Origin of the sequence: Cerasicoccus maritimus, assembly GCA_031296935.1 — a bacterium.
GTDB lineage: Bacteria > Verrucomicrobiota > Verrucomicrobiia > Opitutales > Cerasicoccaceae > Cerasicoccus > Cerasicoccus maritimus.
On record JAVDPD010000036.1, the window covers coordinates 1 to 15,132 of the forward strand.

Sequence of the window (15,132 nt, forward strand, 5' to 3'; positions counted from 1 at the left end):
ATCGATGCCGAGCTTAACGGCCAGGTATTGTTTTTGATCTATCATCAGTTGCCGGGTTGAGCAAGTGCTGGACCCGGCAACTTCATGTTATCTCTAGAGCCTGCTTTGCCAAATCCACACCTCCAGGTAGCGGCAAGCGCCCCCCTGCACCAACCTACCCATTCAGTCATTCATAACTCATTGACACGTAGCCGAATCACATCGGTGCCCATAAATCGTGTGCCCGTTCAAGAACACAAAATTATAGCATGCCAAATGCAAAATAATTGGGACAAGGCGCGAATGGTCCCCGCTCTGCCCTATGGACGCCTCGCGCCGGCATCCACAACTCGAAGAATCAACCTTCAAACAGAGAACTCTGCCCCCCTGGATTCTCTGGCTTCAGACCAATAGTGCTCCAAGCCTTCGGCGTGAGAACGCGACCTTGCGGAGTCCGCGCAATGTAACCCTCTTGGATCAAATAAGGTTCGTGCACTTCCTCCAGTGTATGCTGCTCTTCGCCAACAGCAACACCCACCGTCCCGAGACCTACCGGGCCACCGCGGTAGTTTTCCGCCATCAGACGTAAGATACGCTTGTCCATTTCGTCGAGGCCGTTGCGATCTATTTCCAGGAGCTCCAGCGCCTTCGAGGCAACGGGGCCCGTGATCTCGCCATCGGCGCGCTGCTGCGCATAGTCGCGGGCGAAGTTGATCAAATTGTTCGCGATGCGCGGGGTGCCGCGGGCGCGTCCGGCGACCTCGGCAGCGCCTTCATTGTTGATTGGCACGCCCAGCAGTTTGCAGCTTCGGCGGACGATTTTTTCGAGCGTATCGCGGTTGTAATAATCGAGGCGGGTTTGCAGCGTGAAGCGGCTGCGCAGCGGCGCGGTCAGCAGACCGGTGCGGGTGGTGGCGCCGACGAGCGTGAAGCGCGGAATCGACAGACGGACGCTGCGCGCGTTGGGCCCCTGATCGATCATGATGTCGATGCGGTAGTCCTCCATCGCCGAGTAAAGATACTCCTCGACGCTCTTGGGGATGCGGTGGATTTCGTCGATGAAGAGAATGTCCCCCTCCTGCAAACTGGTGAGCAAGCCGGCAAGGTCACCCGCCTTATCGATGACTGGGCCACTGGTCAGCTTGATGTCGGCCTCCATCTCGTTGGCGAGGATATGCGCGAGGGTGGTCTTGCCGAGCCCGGGCGGGCCGTGGAGCAAGATGTGGTTGAGCGGTTCGCCGCGTGACTTTGCCGCGCCGACCATCACCTCAAGCCGTTCCTTGGTTTTGCCCTGCCCGCTAAAGTCCGCAAAACTCAGTGGTCGCAGCGCTTTCTCCACGGCGGACTCCGGCGTTTCCAGCACCTGCGAGAGATAATCCGTTCCTTTAGCATCGTCGGGCATGGTGAGCAGTTAAAGACATCGCGGCGGAAACGGAAGTTTTTTCCCAAGCATCTGCGTCCAATGCGTCATTACTCCGGCTGGTACGGCTGCGCGCTGCCCAGAATTTCGCGGGCGGCAGCGGCCATTTCTTTCGGGCCGTTGTATTGGCCCATGTAGATATCCACGCCATCGGTCAGGTAAAAATAACCAACGCAAAACACGCTGCCGTCCTTCTTCGCGCGGATCGTTGCGAGCATCATTCGGCCATGAAAGGCGTCACCCTCGAAGTCGTAAGGCAAGATTTCGAGCACTTCCATTGGCGTATCCAAGTTGCGTTCAATGCCACGGGGAAAAGCTTCCGCAAACATATCTAGCTGCAATTGGGCGCTGCCTTCGCTTTTGGTCAGGCCAGCAATTTGCGGGTGCACCGTCATCGTTGCCTTCGAATCGCTCAAGGTGCCAAAGAGGTAGCGGCCGTCCTCTTCATCCACGTATTCCCATTGCCAGGGCGGCTCGGCCTGAAAAGTCATGGCCTGCGGAGTCGTCTTCTCCTCTGCTTCGAGAACCTTCGTCATCGGCCGGTTCGCAAATTTCACGATGGCGTCGGCTTGCATGGGGAATCCATTCCGATAAAACACTTGCGCACCGTCCGGCGTTTTCACTTGGAGTTGTCGCGCCTTGCCCCATTCGAAATCCATGATGGGCGCATCGAGGATCAACACATTTCCATTCGTCCAGGTTGGGTCGCTGTCTTCTTTAACGACGGACAAGTGATACGTCACGCGGCCATCGTCAGCGATGCGGGAAAACATCACCGCCACACGGCCATCACCGTCGTTCTTCTCGGCCAATACTGTCGCCGGACCCAGTTGATTCCAGGCATTGCGGCGAATGGACAATAGCATCGTTTCGGCCTCGGACCACTCCCCGCCTTTGCCGTGAAAGTTGCAGTCCAGCGATTGGCGGCCATCGGTTAAAATGATCCGTGCAGAATAAAACCCCAGATCAAGGTTCACCGGAACCATCACCGCCTGCCCCTGATAAAACTTGCCAATGATAGGAATAAACTCCGGGTCTCCCGGGGTGGGCGCACCGGAGTCTTTAGCATTCTGCACCGTAAGCCGCACAAATTGATCCAAGGCCAGCGAGATATCTGCTTCCGCCATCGGATGATTTCGCTCCACTTTGATCATCAGCCCCGCCGAGCCGGGATCCTTCCGCAAATCAAAGTAATTCGCCAGCCCGGCAAACGATTCCGCTGACCAGCCTTCTACGAGGTCCATGACCAGCGGCAAATCGAGGGAAGTGGTCTTTGCCACAGACAAACCCGAGGCACCCAGCGTGAACCAGGCAAACAACAGGCATTGCAGGAATCGGGGCATGGCTCAGGCGGCGCGGATGGGTTAACCTTCGCCCGACAAATCCTTCGGCATCACGTCCTGCTTGAGGCGCTCAATGTCCGCGCCCAAGGCCTGGAGCTTCTTCTCAAAGCCGTCGTAGCCGCGGTCGAGGTGGTAAATTCGCTGCACCCAGGTTTCGCCTTCGGCGGCCATCGCGGCCAGGATGAGCGCCGCGCTCGCCCGGAGGTCACTCGCCATAACGGGCGCACCGGAGAGCGGGTTGCGGCGGCCTTTAACGATCGCGCTCGCGCCCTCGATCGCGATGTCTGCGCCCATGCGTTGCAGCTCAGGCACGTGCATGAAGCGGTTCGGGTAAACGCGCTCAGTGATAATCGAGAGTCCGGGTGTAACGCTCATCAGTGTGCACATCTGGGCTTGCAAATCCGTCGGGTATCCGGGGTGCGGCAAGGTTATTACATCGACCGGGGTCAATGTGCCGGGCTTGCCTTGAATGCGAATGCGGCCACCCAGCTCAATGGAAAAGTTGGCCCCAGCTTCTTCGAGCTTGTCGAGCAGAGCAGAGAGGTCTTCGGCATGCGCGCCATTGACCGTAATGTCCGCATCGAGCATGGCACCCGCAATCAGGTAGGTGCCCGCTTCGATACGGTCGTCGATCACGCGGTAAGTCGTGCCCTTGAGGCGGTCCACACCTTCAATGGTGAGGCAATGGCTGCCGACGCCCTGAATATCGGCACCCATAGAAATAAGCATTTTGCAGAGGTCGACGACTTCCGGTTCGCAAGCGGCAGACTCAATGCGCGTCACGCCAGGCGTGAGCACTGCGGCCATCAAAATATTCGCAGTCCCGGTGACTGTGCTCCCATGACGACCACCAAGGAAGACGTGCCCGCCGCGGGCGTTTTTCGCGTCCACGTGGACATAGCCTGAGTTGACGTCGACTTCGCAATTGAGCTTCGATAAGCCCTTGAGGTGCAGGTCGATCGGGCGCGGGCCAATCACACAACCACCGGGCAGCGAGACCTCGGCCTTCTTCAGACGGGCAACGAGCGGACCGAGCAAACAAACGCTGGCGCGCATGCGGCGCACGAGTTCGTAAGGGGCGCGGTGGGTAATATTGGCGGCGGTGATGCGCCAGGTATTTTTGTCGGGGCGCTCCACTTTGGCGCCGAGGTTTTCAATGATTTCCGCCATGAAGCGGAGGTCAGACAAGTCCGGCACGTTCTCGATGACGCAGGTTTCCCCGGTCAGCAGCGTCGCAGCAAAAATTGGTAGGCAGGCATTCTTGGCGCCACTTACGGTCACCTCACCACGCAGGGGGCGGCCCCCGTTAATTCGAAATACATCCATGGGTAATCAACACAGCGACCGACGCGCTCATCGCGGCAGCCACGGCTTAAACCAAAAGTAAAGCGCGCCGTGGGTTCAATGCATTATATGAGTTGGCGCAAAAAAAGCGCCGTCCCCACGAAGGGACGACGCTGATAAATGATTGGCTGGTGCCTTAAGAGTTCTCTTGAGCGGAAGGCTTATTTTCGCGACCTTCGCCCTGGCGATTGCCCTGGCGACGGTTCTTACCGCCGCGCTTGCCGCGACGGCGCTTCGGGCGATCACCATCCTGGCCTTCCGGACGATTGCCGCCCTGGCCACGATTTTGACCCCCTTGGCGATTCTGGCCACCGCGGTTGCCTTGACCGCGCCCCTGGCCGCCCTTGCCACGACCTTGGCCACCCTTGCCGCGCGGACGATCGCCCTTGGGCTTGTCTTCGCGGCTTTGGCTTTCGCGCTTCTTGGGTTGCTCGGTCGGAGTCGGAGCGCCGAAAAGGCTGCCAAAGAACTTTTTCACCTTGTCCATGAAGCCCTTGGGCTCGGGGGCTGGTGCCGGCTTGGCCGCACGCGGTTTTTGCTGGGCCTTGTCCTTACCGCCGGACTGACGCTGCTCACGCGGCTTCCCGCCTTCGGAGCGTGGCTTGTTGCCACCCTGCCCTTGGCGTTGCTCACCGTCTGGCTGACGGCCTTCGCCATCACCAGACTTCTTCTTGCGGCGACGCTTGCGCTTGGGCTTGGTCGGCTCTTCGCCGGTCGCGCCTTCAGCGGCGGGCTTGGCCTTGGCGGCTTCGTCCGTCGCGCCTTCAGCGGCTTCCGTCTTTTCAACCTTGGCAGGCTTTTCCGACCGCTTGCGTGGCTTGCGCTCGGGCTTACCTTCGGCGAAACGACCGCTCAGCTTTTCTTCAAAAGCTTCTGGAGTTTCGACCAAACCGGGGTGACCCGCGGGCAGATTGGACTTGCCTGAACCGGTTTCCGGGCGGTTGCGCTTACGGCCAGCGCCTTGGCTGGCCATGCTCGGGCGATTTTGCAGCAGCGCAGGGCCGGGATTGGGCAGATCGCTGTCGTCGATGCGCTGAGGCTTGGGGGCCTCGGCGGCAGGCGCCTCGCTAACGGGTTCTTCCTTGACGGGTTCTTCGTCGGCAGTCGTGGCCTCGGCATGAGCTTCGGCGACGGTTTCGGTAGCGGCTTCCGCCGCGATGTCAAAGCCAGACATGTCAAAATCGTCCAGGGATTCTTCTCCCAGGTCGGATTCTACGGCTTCGATTGGTTGGCTTTCGGCTGGTTTTTCCTGAACGGGCTCGGGTTCGGGCTCCGGTTCCGGTTCTTTGGCGAGGTCTCCCCATGAGAGGGCTTCCTGCCCTAGACCAGCTTGCTTGGCTTGTTCTTCGGCGGATTCGTCTTGGTTGGACGCCTCTTCGCCAGGACGAAAATGATCGTCCTCTCGCGCCTTAGGCTGCGAATTACTGTGTTCGAATGAAGGCATTACTTCGTTTGGTGGGTGTTCGTTGGCCGGCCGCCGATGAGTGAGTTAGTGGCGCCGCGCCAAATTCGGTGGGAAGGCAAGAGCTCTTTGTCGGCAATGCAAATCCGACTTTCCCAAAAGACTCCTGAGATAGCGTAAACTCGTGATCATTCAAGCAAAAACCGGAGCATAGAGTGCGCCAACGGGCAGCAGTGATCAAGCGTGCGCTATCTGACGCCATTAAGACCCGTTCGAGCAACAGAAGTTCCTCATTATGCGGTAGTAGCGGCTTTTTGGGCTAGACCTGCCATGCGAACGCCCTAGAGTGTGGAATATGAATTTCCGACAAATCCCGTCCGTTACGTCGTAACTTTGCGCCCGCATGCAGCTAAACGATCATCCGTTTTTCAGAAATTCTGACCAAGAGAGCGTCATGCAACTGGTCGACCAGGCAGACGTCGATCATTATCAGGACGGGGACGTGATCTTCCTCGAAGGCAGTCCCTCGGATAGCCTCTGCCTCGTCCTGGACGGCATCGTGGCCTTCGCCGCCGAAACTCCAGACAAACAACGCCGCATTATTTCCACCACCAAACCGGGCAACTTTTTTGGCGAGATCGGCATCTTCACTGGCGCCCCGCGTTCCCTGAGCGCCATTGCCCAGGGCGAAGTCAGCATCGCCAAAGTCTACCGTGAAGACCTGCTGACGTTCATTAAGCGCACCCCCGGCCCGATCGAGCAAATCCTTGGCAGTATCGTCAACCACCTACACCAGACGACGCGTCACTACCTCGACGACATGCTCCAGCAGGAGAAAATGAGCCTCGTCGGCACCATGGTGAACAGTATCATCCACGACTTCAAAAACCCCTTCACGCTAATTGGCCTCGGTGCCCAAATGCTCCAGACCCGCCACAGTGAAGACCCCAAGACCATCAAAATCTGCAACAACATCGCTGCACAGGTCGACCGCATGGTCGAGATGGCCAACGAGCTGTCCGAGTTTTCCCGCGGCGAGCAAAAGCTGATCATTGATCGCGTCAATTTACGCAACTTAATTGATGTATTCAAGGACCTCAACGAACCTTCCTTTGCCAAAGAAAATCTAACGATCGAGCTCGATGTCTCCGATGCAGAATTCGAAGGCGAGAAGAATAAGCTCCTGCGCGTGTTGCAAAACATCGTGGGCAACGCAGTCGATGCCCTGGGCGAAACTCCAGACTCAAACATTACGATCAAGGCCGCCAACGAAGGCGACCACATTCGTATCGTAATTGCGGACAACGGCAACGGCATCCCCGAGCAAATTCGCAACAATTTCTGGACGCCCTTCATCACATACGGCAAAAGTCGCGGCACCGGTCTAGGCTCGGCAATTGCCAAGTCCATAGTGGAGGCACACCACGGTGAGATCGATTTCGTTACCGAAACTGGCGTGGGGACTACTTTCACCATCCGCCTACCGCTCGTCCAACCCCATGCCCAACAACCCAGCTAATCACAGGCTGCGTCTTTTGAGTTGATGGCTAGGCGACGATGCCAAATGATTGCTACCGATGACTCGCTCTACACTGCTTAGTTGGCTGATGCTCGCCCTACTGTTGCTGGTTGGCTGTGGCGAGCAGCGCAAGGAACAGACAGTGAAAGTCGGTATTTTGCATTCGGCAACCGGCACGATGGCCAACTCCGAGCGTCCAGTCATCGACGCCGTCCAACTGGCCATTGACGAGATCAACGCCAACAATTACCTGCCCGGCATCAAGTTGGAGCCCGTCATCCGCGATGGGCAATCCAAGGAACGCGTGTTTGCACAGCACGCCGGCGATCTGCTGGACGAAGAAGACGTAGCCGTAATTTTTGGAGGCTGGACTTCCGCAAGCCGCAAAGCAATGATTCCGGTGCTTCAAGCCGAGGAAGGTCTGCTCTTTTACCCAGTCCAATATGAAGGCGCAGAAAGCTCGCCCAACGTCGTCTATACCGGAGCCGCGCCGAATCAGCAAATCATTCCCGCCGTTTACTGGGCAATGAAAGACAAGGGTGCAAAGAGCTTCTACTTGATCGGCTCAGACTATGTCTTTCCCCGCACGGCAAATGAAGTCATCAAAGACCAGCTTAAGGCTCTCGGCGGTGAAGTAGTAGGCGAGCGCTACCTAATACTCGGAGCCGAAGAAGACGAGGCAGTGTTTGCCGAGCAGCTCAAGGAGATTGCGCAGGAGATTGTCGACACCAAGCCAGACTTTATCCTGAACACCATTAACGGTGACGCCAACGGCCCCTTTTTCCGCGCATTGCGGGAAGCTGGAGTCACGCCGCAAACCACACCTGCCATTTCGTTTAGCATCGACGAAAATCTACTGAAAAGCATGGGCATGGAAAAGCAGTTGCTCGTTGGCGATTACGCAGCGTGGAATTACTTTCAGTCCGTACCGACTCGCGAGAACCGCGAGTTTGTGCGAAAATTTCAGCAAGCCTACGGTAACGACAGTGTCACGTCTGATCCAATTGATGCGGCCTATAGCGGCGTTTACCTGTGGGCAGAGGCCGTTCGAAACGCCAGTGACAACAAAGATTGGATCGACATCGCCGCTACTCGGCCGGAAGTCGTTCGCGAGCACATTGGCAACCGTAGTTTCCATGCGCCCGGCGGCATGGTGTTTATCGATCCACAAAACCAGCACCTCTATAAAACTGCTCGCATCGGCGTAATCCAGAGTGATGGCCAATTCGGTCTCGAATGGGAAAGCGACGCCCCCGTGCGACCGGCCCCCTACCCGATGTTTCGACCAATGGAAGCCTGGGATGAATACCTAGCCATGCTCAAGCAAGGCTGGAATGGCGAGTGGAGCGCCCCCAAGCAATGAGCAGCGACCACCCCAGCCACACGCTGCTGACGCAGCGTCGAAATAAAGGAGTGACCAAGCCCCCGCAAGAGGTGGAGAAGAAGCCACTGACTGGACGCCGTCTCTTCCGGCAAATCATGATCTACTTTTTAACGATTGCCATGGCGCCCCTGGTGATCGTGAGTGTGGTGCAATACTTGGTGGCCCGTGATGCGTTACTCAGCACCGAAGGCTCCTACTTGGCGTCCATCGCCAAGCTGGAGCTAGAGGAAATTCGTGGCTACTTGGAAGAGGTGGAGAACATCGTGGGCCTCGTCGCCGACAGCCCTGCAATCCAATACAGCCTGCTGTATCTGAGCGAAATCACCAAAGACGACTTGCCCGACATCGAGTCCAACACCACCTATCGTGAGGTAGAGGAATTTGCCCGTCCGATCGTCCGTGATTTCCGCAGTAAGCTCGGCTTTGAGCAAATAATTCTGATCAACAATCAGGGAGTCGTTGTCTACAGCGACCCCGCGCTCCCAGCAGAAAGCCGCGACCTCCGAGACGCGAAAAATAGCGGCTATGAGCTGGCACAATCCTTCGAAAGCGCTATCCGACTAATGAGCCCGCAAGCCGGCGACTTCGACATATTTCCTCCCACCGGTAATGCTTCGCTCTTCATCACAACTCCCGTATTAGAAGATGGCATACTCCTGGGCGCCGTAGCCTTAGCCCCACGCAATGACAAGCTATTGTCCGTGATCGATGACACCGCAGGCCTTGGAGAAACCGGCGAAGTCATCTTCCTGGCCAAACGCGGCGAAGATATCGTGGCACTCAACAAATTGCGCAATGAAAATACTGCCGCCTTTAAAAAAATCACAGACTTTGAACCAGCAAAAGGAGAACCGCTCAACCCATCACAACGCGCAGTTCGCGGCATGAGCGGCGGCGCCTTGGATGTGGATTACCGCGGAAAAGAAGTGGTCGCGATCTGGGATTACTTGCCCAACCTCCGCCTTGGCCTCGTGCTCAAAGTAGACCGCGAAGAGGTCTTTGGCCCCGTAACTCAACTGCTACAAGCCTCGGTCTTCGTCGCTGGCTTTACACTGCTCGTTGTGCTGATTGCCTCATTGCTGATGTCGCGTGGGATCACCAATCCCATCGCCAATCTGACTGACGCAGCTCATAGACTCGCCGAGGGGGACTTGACCGCCGAAGTTAAATGCAAGACGAGCAACGAAATCGGCCAGCTCTCCGCCGCTGCGCAGACTATGGCCACGAATTTGAAGTCACTCGTCGGCAAGGTGAAGGTGACGGCGGAAGAGATCAGCAGCGTCTCCACGCACCTGAATTCTTCCGCGCAACAGCAGGTCTCTGCGGCCGAACAGACGGGCACCGCATCGGTCGAAGTCAACGCGACGGCCAAGCAAATTTCCACCACGACACGCGAGTTGGCCGAAACGATGAAGCAGGTCAACGAGGTCACGCAGAGCACCGCGCTCAAGGCAGAGTCCGGACTGGATGTGCTCGTGGCGCTGCAATCCTCGATGAAGGAACTCGGGGCCGCCAACGACGATGTAGCCCAGCAGCTCAACCTCATCAATGAGCGCGCCTACGCGATTACCAGTGTCATTGCCACAATGACCAAGGTAGCCGACCAAACGAATTTGCTCTCGCTCAATGCCGCCATCGAAGCCAAGAAAGCCGGCGTGCATGGCCGCGGTTTTTCTGTCGTCGCAACCGAAATTCGCCGCCTAGCGGATCAGGCAGCCTCGTCCACTTTGGAGATCGAGCAGAGCGTGCAAGACATGCTCGCCGCCGTGCAAACCGGCGTTAAAAACATGGGCGGCTTCGCCCGCAAGGTCGATGGCAGCGTCACCGAAATCATCGACATTAGCGGCCGCCTGACGGACGTCATTCAGCAGGTCCAGGGGCTGCCCCCACGCTTTGACCAGATCCTCGAAGGCATGGAAAGCCAAGCCGAAGGTGCCAGCCAGATCAACGAGGCAATGGGCCAGCTGAGCTCCTCGGCCCAGCAGACCGCCAACGCTGTCCGCGAAACCAACCGTATGATCATGAACCTCAAGCGCAGCGCCGATGTGCTCCGGTCTGAAATCACGAGATTTCAGACTTAGTGTTGAAGTACTGAAGTGGGGAGGTGTTGAAGTTGAGTAACTATGGCTATGATCGACAAGTTTGAGGACATTCAGGCTTGGCAAGCTGCGCGCGAGTTAACGAAGCAGATATATTTGCTTTGCCAAGACGAAGCACTCGCCAGCGACTTTGGACTTCGCGATCAAATTCGGCGCTCCGCAGTTTCAATTGGCTCAAACATCGCAGAGGGATATGGACGCAATAGTCGCGCTGAGTTGATCCGCTTTCTGCGCATATCCCAGGGCTCTGCCTATGAATTTCGCTCGCAGTTATATACTTTACTCGACGCCAACTACATTGATGCTGGAACGTTTCAACGCCTACACGACCTATCGGTAACCAGCGCCAACTTAATCGGCGGATTTCTCCGTTACCTCGAAAAGTCGAAAGCCAACCGTAGCTAAAGCACTTCCCCACCTCAACACTTCAACACTTTGATCTTAAGAGTAACACAGTTTGGCGAACCGATCCTCCGTGAAAAGGGAGCCCCCGTCACCGAGTTTAACGATGAGCTGAAAGAGTTCGCGAGCAACATGCTCGACACCATGTATGACGAGGAAGGCATCGGCCTGGCCGCGCAACAAGTCAACGTGGCCAAGCAAATCTTCGTCATGGATATGCAGCTCGGCGACCGACCAGTGGATTTCTTTTACGAGTTCGATGGCAAGACCCCGCCGCTCGATCTCATCATGCCGCTCGTCGTCGTGAACCCGGAGATCACCACCAAGGAGCCCAAGGCCCCCTACGAAGAAGGCTGCCTCTCCTTCCCCGGCATTCGCGGCGAAGTCGTCCGCGACACCTACGTCGAAATGAAATTCCAGGACGTCGAGGGCAACCCCCACTTCGTCAAGTGTGACGGCCTTTTTGCCCGCGTCATCCTCCACGAAAACGACCACCTGCAAGGCGTGCTTTTCGTCGATCACATGACGCCGCAAACGCTCCGCCCACTGCAAACGCGGATCAAAAAGCTCAAGCGCGCCACCCGCGATTGGCTCAAGAAATACGGCTAAGACGGCGGAGCAGCCTGTCTAATTTCCTCAGTCAGATGGCATTGACGAAACGCTCTTAAGTAGTATCATAATCTGCATGGCCACGCCACTGCATGAGAAGTCCTCACTGGACGATATACGCGCCCGCTTCGATGCGGACGTCGAGCGTTTCTCCAACCTCGAAACCGGGCAAGCGGCGACCATTGACGCGCCTCTGGCGATGGACCTCATCACCCAGGCCGCCATTGCCGCCACGCCCACCATCCGCCGCGTGCTCGATATCGGCTGCGGCGCCGCGAACAACACCATCAAGCTACGCCGAGAATACGGGCAGGATTTTGACTGCGATATTTGCGACCTGAGCCTGCCCATGCTCGAACGCGCAGAAGACCGCATACAGGCGGAAAACTCTGGTGTCGTGACCGCCTACCAAGGCGACTTCCGCGACATCGCGTTCCCCACGAACAGCTTCGATGTGGTTATCGCCGCCGCCGTGCTGCACCACCTGCGCGACGACGCCGATTGGGAAGCGGCCTTCGAGATGATTTTCCACCTACTGCGGCCCGGCGGCTCCTTTTGGATCACCGATCTCGTCGCCCACGAATCCGGCCAGGTGCACGAGCTCATGTGGCGCCGCTATGGCGAGTATTTAACCGGCCTCGGCGGCGCCCACTACGCGGAGCAAGTCTTTGCCTACATCGACAAAGAGGACTCCCCGCGCTCCGTCACCTACCAGATCGAGCTAATGCACCACGTGGGCTTCCGCCCGGTGGACATCCTGCATAAAAACTCCTGCTTCGCGGCCTTTGGCGGCATCAAGCCAATCATCGGCCGCTAGCTGGTCCTACATCCAGTCGCTCAAGAAGCGGTAAACGTGGTCCGTCCAATGCGGCAGACCTTCGTGGCCGTGATCGTGGTAGATCAGGTGCTTCTTGGGCGCATGGATATTGTTATACGCAGCAAACTGCGTGGACGGCGGGCAGATTTTGTCCATCAGCGTGATGGCCATGAGCACGTCGCCCTTGATGCGCGGGGCAAGGTTTTTCACGTCGATGTAGCCCAGCCAGGTGAAGATTTCCTCTTCGCGCTCATGCAGCGGATCGCTCCAGCGGAAGAAATCGCGCAGCTCGGCATAGGCGTTCTCGGCGAGGTCCATCTGCCACACACGGTAGTAGTCGGACAAAAACGGAAACTGCGAAATCACCTTGGCAATGCGCGGCTCGAGCGCGGCGCAAGCCAGCGAAAGCGCCCCACCCTGGCTGCCGCCCTGCGAGGCTACGCGTGTCGCGTCGACTTCCGGCATGTCCATCACGAGGCCCGCCATTTGCGCGGTGTCCAGGAACATCGCGCGGAAGGCTAAGTCCTTCGGGTCATCGCGCAGACCACGGATGATGTGTCCCTTAAAGGTGCTCAAGGTCGCCGAAACCACTTCCTGAGAATCCCCGGCCTGGCCGCGGCAATCCAGCGACGCCACCACGAAACCAGAGGCCGCCATAGTCAGCAAATTTGTCCACTCACCGCACCACGCGCTGTAGCCATGAAACATGCAAACCGCCGGGCAGCAGCCCTCGGGAACCTCCTTCGGGATGACGAGCTTGGCGTGCACACGGGCGCCGCCAACACCGTTCCAAAACAGATCGTAGCAGTCCGCAAAGGGAGTTTTGAAGTCGGCTTTCACGCGCTCGGGTTGGGCGTCGATAGCGTGCATCTCCTCCAGGGCCTCTTCCCAGTAAGCGTCGAAATCCGACGGGCACGGGTTTTGGCCCATGTAAGTTTTCAGTTTATCGAGTGGGTAATCAAATGCTGGCATAAGTCTATAGGTTCGAGAAAATTCAAGACCTAGCCCATCTCACACGTGTCGCAAACCAAAATTGCCCCTACGAAGGTCAATCATAAGAGCATTCTAAAGATAACATGTAGTTACCGGGTCCAGCACTTGCTCAAGCAGGCAACCAATGATATAGCAAAAACAATACCTCTCCGTCAATCCCGGCAACGATGTTCACGCTAATAGCTACGTAGCGCTTCTGCTCGCGGGAGCGTTTCTTCGCTATGTCAGCAAGCAGCAGAGTGAGGCCGAGCAGGTCTATACTTCCTAGAAGGCGGGCCCTTGGGGTTACCGGCTCGACCCGCAACTGGCGTCGAGGGGCGTGACCAATTATATGGTGGCTCTGCAGGACTGGGATGAGCAGACCCATTTGATCAGCGGTGGTCTGTGCGGTAAAGAGCCACCACAGGTCCACAACGCGTCTTCGTGCGACCTACGAAGATAGGTTTTTCCTGGCTGACGCAGATCTAATCCTGGGTGAGGTTCAGCGTTTATGTAATAAACGTTGCTGACACGACTCTGGAAGCCCGTGATTGAAATGCCAACGCCGCGACCTTCCAATCTGGCCCCAAGCCTTTAACCGAGCGCTTTTCCGTGTCAGCTTCGTTGGCTTTTCACTCACGCACTTCCAGTGCGCTACGCTCAAGCCGCCTTGCTGGACACGAAAAATCACTGCGGCCTGATCAGCCAACTTAGATGAAAAGTGCTCTCTAGGCCTACTCAACCCCAGCAGCCGGCTGAGCAACTGGTTGTGGTGCCGCCGTAGCAGAAGCTGCTCCAACTGGCACCGAGACAGATGCACCCGTATCGAGTCCGGCAACCCGTGAACCTTCATTAATCGCAATAGCCTGCGCCGCGCTGCGCACGACTTGCTTCAGGTAATCATAGGCGGTTGCCCACGGGTTTTGCGGAATCCAAACGATATCCGATGGCTCCAACCGAACGTCTGGCGCCTGCCCGGTCATAATTGCATGAAAATCGACCACTGCGACCTGTGGCTCACGCAGGGAGCCTCGTACAATGACCACCTGAGATAAATACGCCTTTTGTGCAGGTCCCAAGCCGTACGCGATGCATTCAGTCAAAGTCAGACCGTCTTTATAGGAAACAGCCTTTGGCTGGTTGACCCGGCCCAGCAGCAACACCGAACTTGCCTGAGCAGAAGGCAGGTATATGTAATCGTTATGCTGTAGGTAAATATTCTGAGTCATATCGCCATCACGGATGAGTTTGGTAAAATCAACCGGCAGCACCTCGCCATCGCGAATCACAATGCTGTGCCCCAAATCAGCCAACTCTTCAGTCGAACCAGAAAAGCGCGCACTGAATAACCCGCCCGCCATCGCAATCGACTCGATCAAGGTAGTTGGCTGGCGCAGCGGGTATAGCCCCGGATTATACACCCGGCCCAGCATCCAGTAGCGACGACTCTTCACTTCCACCAGGGTGATATTGACCACTGGTTCCGCATAATCGCGGGACAACTCTTGCGCCAAAGCATCACTCAACCCCTGCACAGTCAAGCCCTCGGCTTTGACGCCGCCTGCGAGGTTATAGTAAACCATTCCATCGGGCATGATAAATGTCCGCGCCAGCGTCCCGGGAATTTCGGCGACTTCAATTTCAAGTATATCTCCAGGCCCCAGCCGATAAGCCGCCGTTGATGGCTCCAGCATTTCCGGTGTGATCTTCATATCCGGTTCAATCGACTCAAATTCCGTAGTCTCCTCAACCTTCAGCGTTGGGGCATAGGCGTCGAAAGTAGGCTCTGGCGCCTGGAGGCAACCGGCCAAAAAAAGGAGCGCCACGAAGGAAAAAACTGTC

General features: G+C 57.0%; 12 protein-coding genes. 6 read left to right on the forward strand and 6 right to left on the reverse strand.

The window, feature by feature from the left end; translation table 11 throughout:
* Window positions 1-337 precede the first annotated feature (337 nt).
* The 4 genes from ruvB to RBB62_RS18250 all read right to left on the reverse strand — a co-directional run bounded on the left by ruvB (window position 338) and on the right by RBB62_RS18250 (window position 5,530).
* Window positions 338-1,381 carry a Holliday junction branch migration DNA helicase RuvB gene (gene ruvB / locus RBB62_RS18235; RefSeq protein ID WP_309400674.1) on the reverse strand — a complete coding sequence of 348 codons (1,044 nt, stop codon included), beginning with the start codon at window positions 1,379-1,381 and terminating at the stop codon, window positions 338-340.
* A gap of 68 nt (window positions 1,382-1,449) precedes the next feature.
* Window positions 1,450-2,742, reverse strand: a complete 1,293-nt coding sequence (locus tag RBB62_RS18240) for a hypothetical protein (RefSeq protein ID WP_309400676.1) — start codon at window positions 2,740-2,742, stop codon at window positions 1,450-1,452.
* 21 nt (window positions 2,743-2,763) lie between these two features.
* Window positions 2,764-4,068 (reverse strand): UDP-N-acetylglucosamine 1-carboxyvinyltransferase, encoded by a 1,305-nt coding sequence (murA, locus tag RBB62_RS18245; protein WP_309400677.1) that lies wholly within the window; start codon window positions 4,066-4,068, stop codon window positions 2,764-2,766.
* 154 nt (window positions 4,069-4,222) lie between these two features.
* Window positions 4,223-5,530 (reverse strand): hypothetical protein, encoded by a 1,308-nt coding sequence (locus tag RBB62_RS18250; RefSeq protein WP_309400678.1) that lies wholly within the window; start codon window positions 5,528-5,530, stop codon window positions 4,223-4,225.
* A gap of 361 nt (window positions 5,531-5,891) precedes the next feature.
* Between RBB62_RS18250 and RBB62_RS18255 the strand changes: the two genes are divergently transcribed.
* The 6 genes from RBB62_RS18255 to RBB62_RS18280 all read left to right on the forward strand — a co-directional run bounded on the left by RBB62_RS18255 (window position 5,892) and on the right by RBB62_RS18280 (window position 12,318).
* Window positions 5,892-7,007: an ATP-binding protein gene (locus tag RBB62_RS18255; RefSeq protein ID WP_309400680.1), complete on the forward strand. Its 1,116-nt coding sequence runs from the start codon at window positions 5,892-5,894 to the stop codon at window positions 7,005-7,007.
* 58 nt (window positions 7,008-7,065) lie between these two features.
* Window positions 7,066-8,370, forward strand: coding sequence for an urea ABC transporter substrate-binding protein (locus RBB62_RS18260; RefSeq protein WP_309400681.1), 1,305 nt, complete (start codon window positions 7,066-7,068; stop codon window positions 8,368-8,370).
* On the forward strand, window positions 8,367-10,472 hold the full coding sequence (locus tag RBB62_RS18265) for a methyl-accepting chemotaxis protein (RefSeq protein WP_309400682.1): 2,106 nt from the start codon (window positions 8,367-8,369) through the stop codon (window positions 10,470-10,472). The genes RBB62_RS18260 and RBB62_RS18265 overlap by 4 nt, the downstream gene beginning before the upstream one ends.
* Before the next feature lie 48 nt (window positions 10,473-10,520).
* Complete coding sequence (locus RBB62_RS18270) at window positions 10,521-10,895, forward strand: four helix bundle protein (RefSeq protein WP_309400683.1); 375 nt, start codon at window positions 10,521-10,523, stop codon at window positions 10,893-10,895.
* Window positions 10,896-10,925: 30 nt separating this feature from the next.
* Window positions 10,926-11,501 carry a peptide deformylase gene (locus RBB62_RS18275; RefSeq protein ID WP_309400684.1) on the forward strand — a complete coding sequence of 192 codons (576 nt, stop codon included), beginning with the start codon at window positions 10,926-10,928 and terminating at the stop codon, window positions 11,499-11,501.
* A gap of 76 nt (window positions 11,502-11,577) precedes the next feature.
* On the forward strand, window positions 11,578-12,318 hold the full coding sequence (locus RBB62_RS18280) for a class I SAM-dependent methyltransferase (RefSeq protein WP_309400685.1): 741 nt from the start codon (window positions 11,578-11,580) through the stop codon (window positions 12,316-12,318).
* Window positions 12,319-12,324: 6 nt separating this feature from the next.
* Here RBB62_RS18280 and RBB62_RS18285 read toward each other — a convergent pair whose 3' ends face one another.
* Both RBB62_RS18285 and RBB62_RS18290 read right to left on the reverse strand, forming a co-directional pair.
* Entirely contained in the window at window positions 12,325-13,290 is a 966-nt protein-coding gene (locus tag RBB62_RS18285; RefSeq protein ID WP_309400687.1) for an acetylxylan esterase, read from the reverse strand.
* A gap of 734 nt (window positions 13,291-14,024) precedes the next feature.
* Window positions 14,025-15,116, reverse strand: a complete 1,092-nt coding sequence (locus RBB62_RS18290) for a polysaccharide biosynthesis/export family protein (RefSeq protein ID WP_309400689.1) — start codon at window positions 15,114-15,116, stop codon at window positions 14,025-14,027.
* Window positions 15,117-15,132: the final 16 nt, after the last annotated feature.

What these genes read in the sequence shown, in the direction of transcription:
- RBB62_RS18285 (WP_309400687.1), bottom strand. Translation starts at nt 13,290, where the DNA reads ATGCCAGCATTTGATTACCCACTCGATAAACTGAAAACTTACATGGGC.
- RBB62_RS18265 (WP_309400682.1), top strand. Translation starts at nt 8,367, where the DNA reads ATGAGCAGCGACCACCCCAGCCACACGCTGCTGACGCAGCGTCGAAAT.
- RBB62_RS18280 (WP_309400685.1), top strand. Translation starts at nt 11,578, where the DNA reads ATGGCCACGCCACTGCATGAGAAGTCCTCACTGGACGATATACGCGCC.
- murA (WP_309400677.1), bottom strand. Translation starts at nt 4,068, where the DNA reads ATGGATGTATTTCGAATTAACGGGGGCCGCCCCCTGCGTGGTGAGGTG.
- RBB62_RS18250 (WP_309400678.1), bottom strand. Translation starts at nt 5,530, where the DNA reads ATGCCTTCATTCGAACACAGTAATTCGCAGCCTAAGGCGCGAGAGGAC.
- RBB62_RS18270 (WP_309400683.1), top strand. Translation starts at nt 10,521, where the DNA reads ATGATCGACAAGTTTGAGGACATTCAGGCTTGGCAAGCTGCGCGCGAG.
- RBB62_RS18240 (WP_309400676.1), bottom strand. Translation starts at nt 2,742, where the DNA reads ATGCCCCGATTCCTGCAATGCCTGTTGTTTGCCTGGTTCACGCTGGGT.
- RBB62_RS18260 (WP_309400681.1), top strand. Translation starts at nt 7,066, where the DNA reads ATGACTCGCTCTACACTGCTTAGTTGGCTGATGCTCGCCCTACTGTTG.
- ruvB (WP_309400674.1), bottom strand. Translation starts at nt 1,381, where the DNA reads ATGCCCGACGATGCTAAAGGAACGGATTATCTCTCGCAGGTGCTGGAA.
- RBB62_RS18255 (WP_309400680.1), top strand. Translation starts at nt 5,892, where the DNA reads ATGCAGCTAAACGATCATCCGTTTTTCAGAAATTCTGACCAAGAGAGC.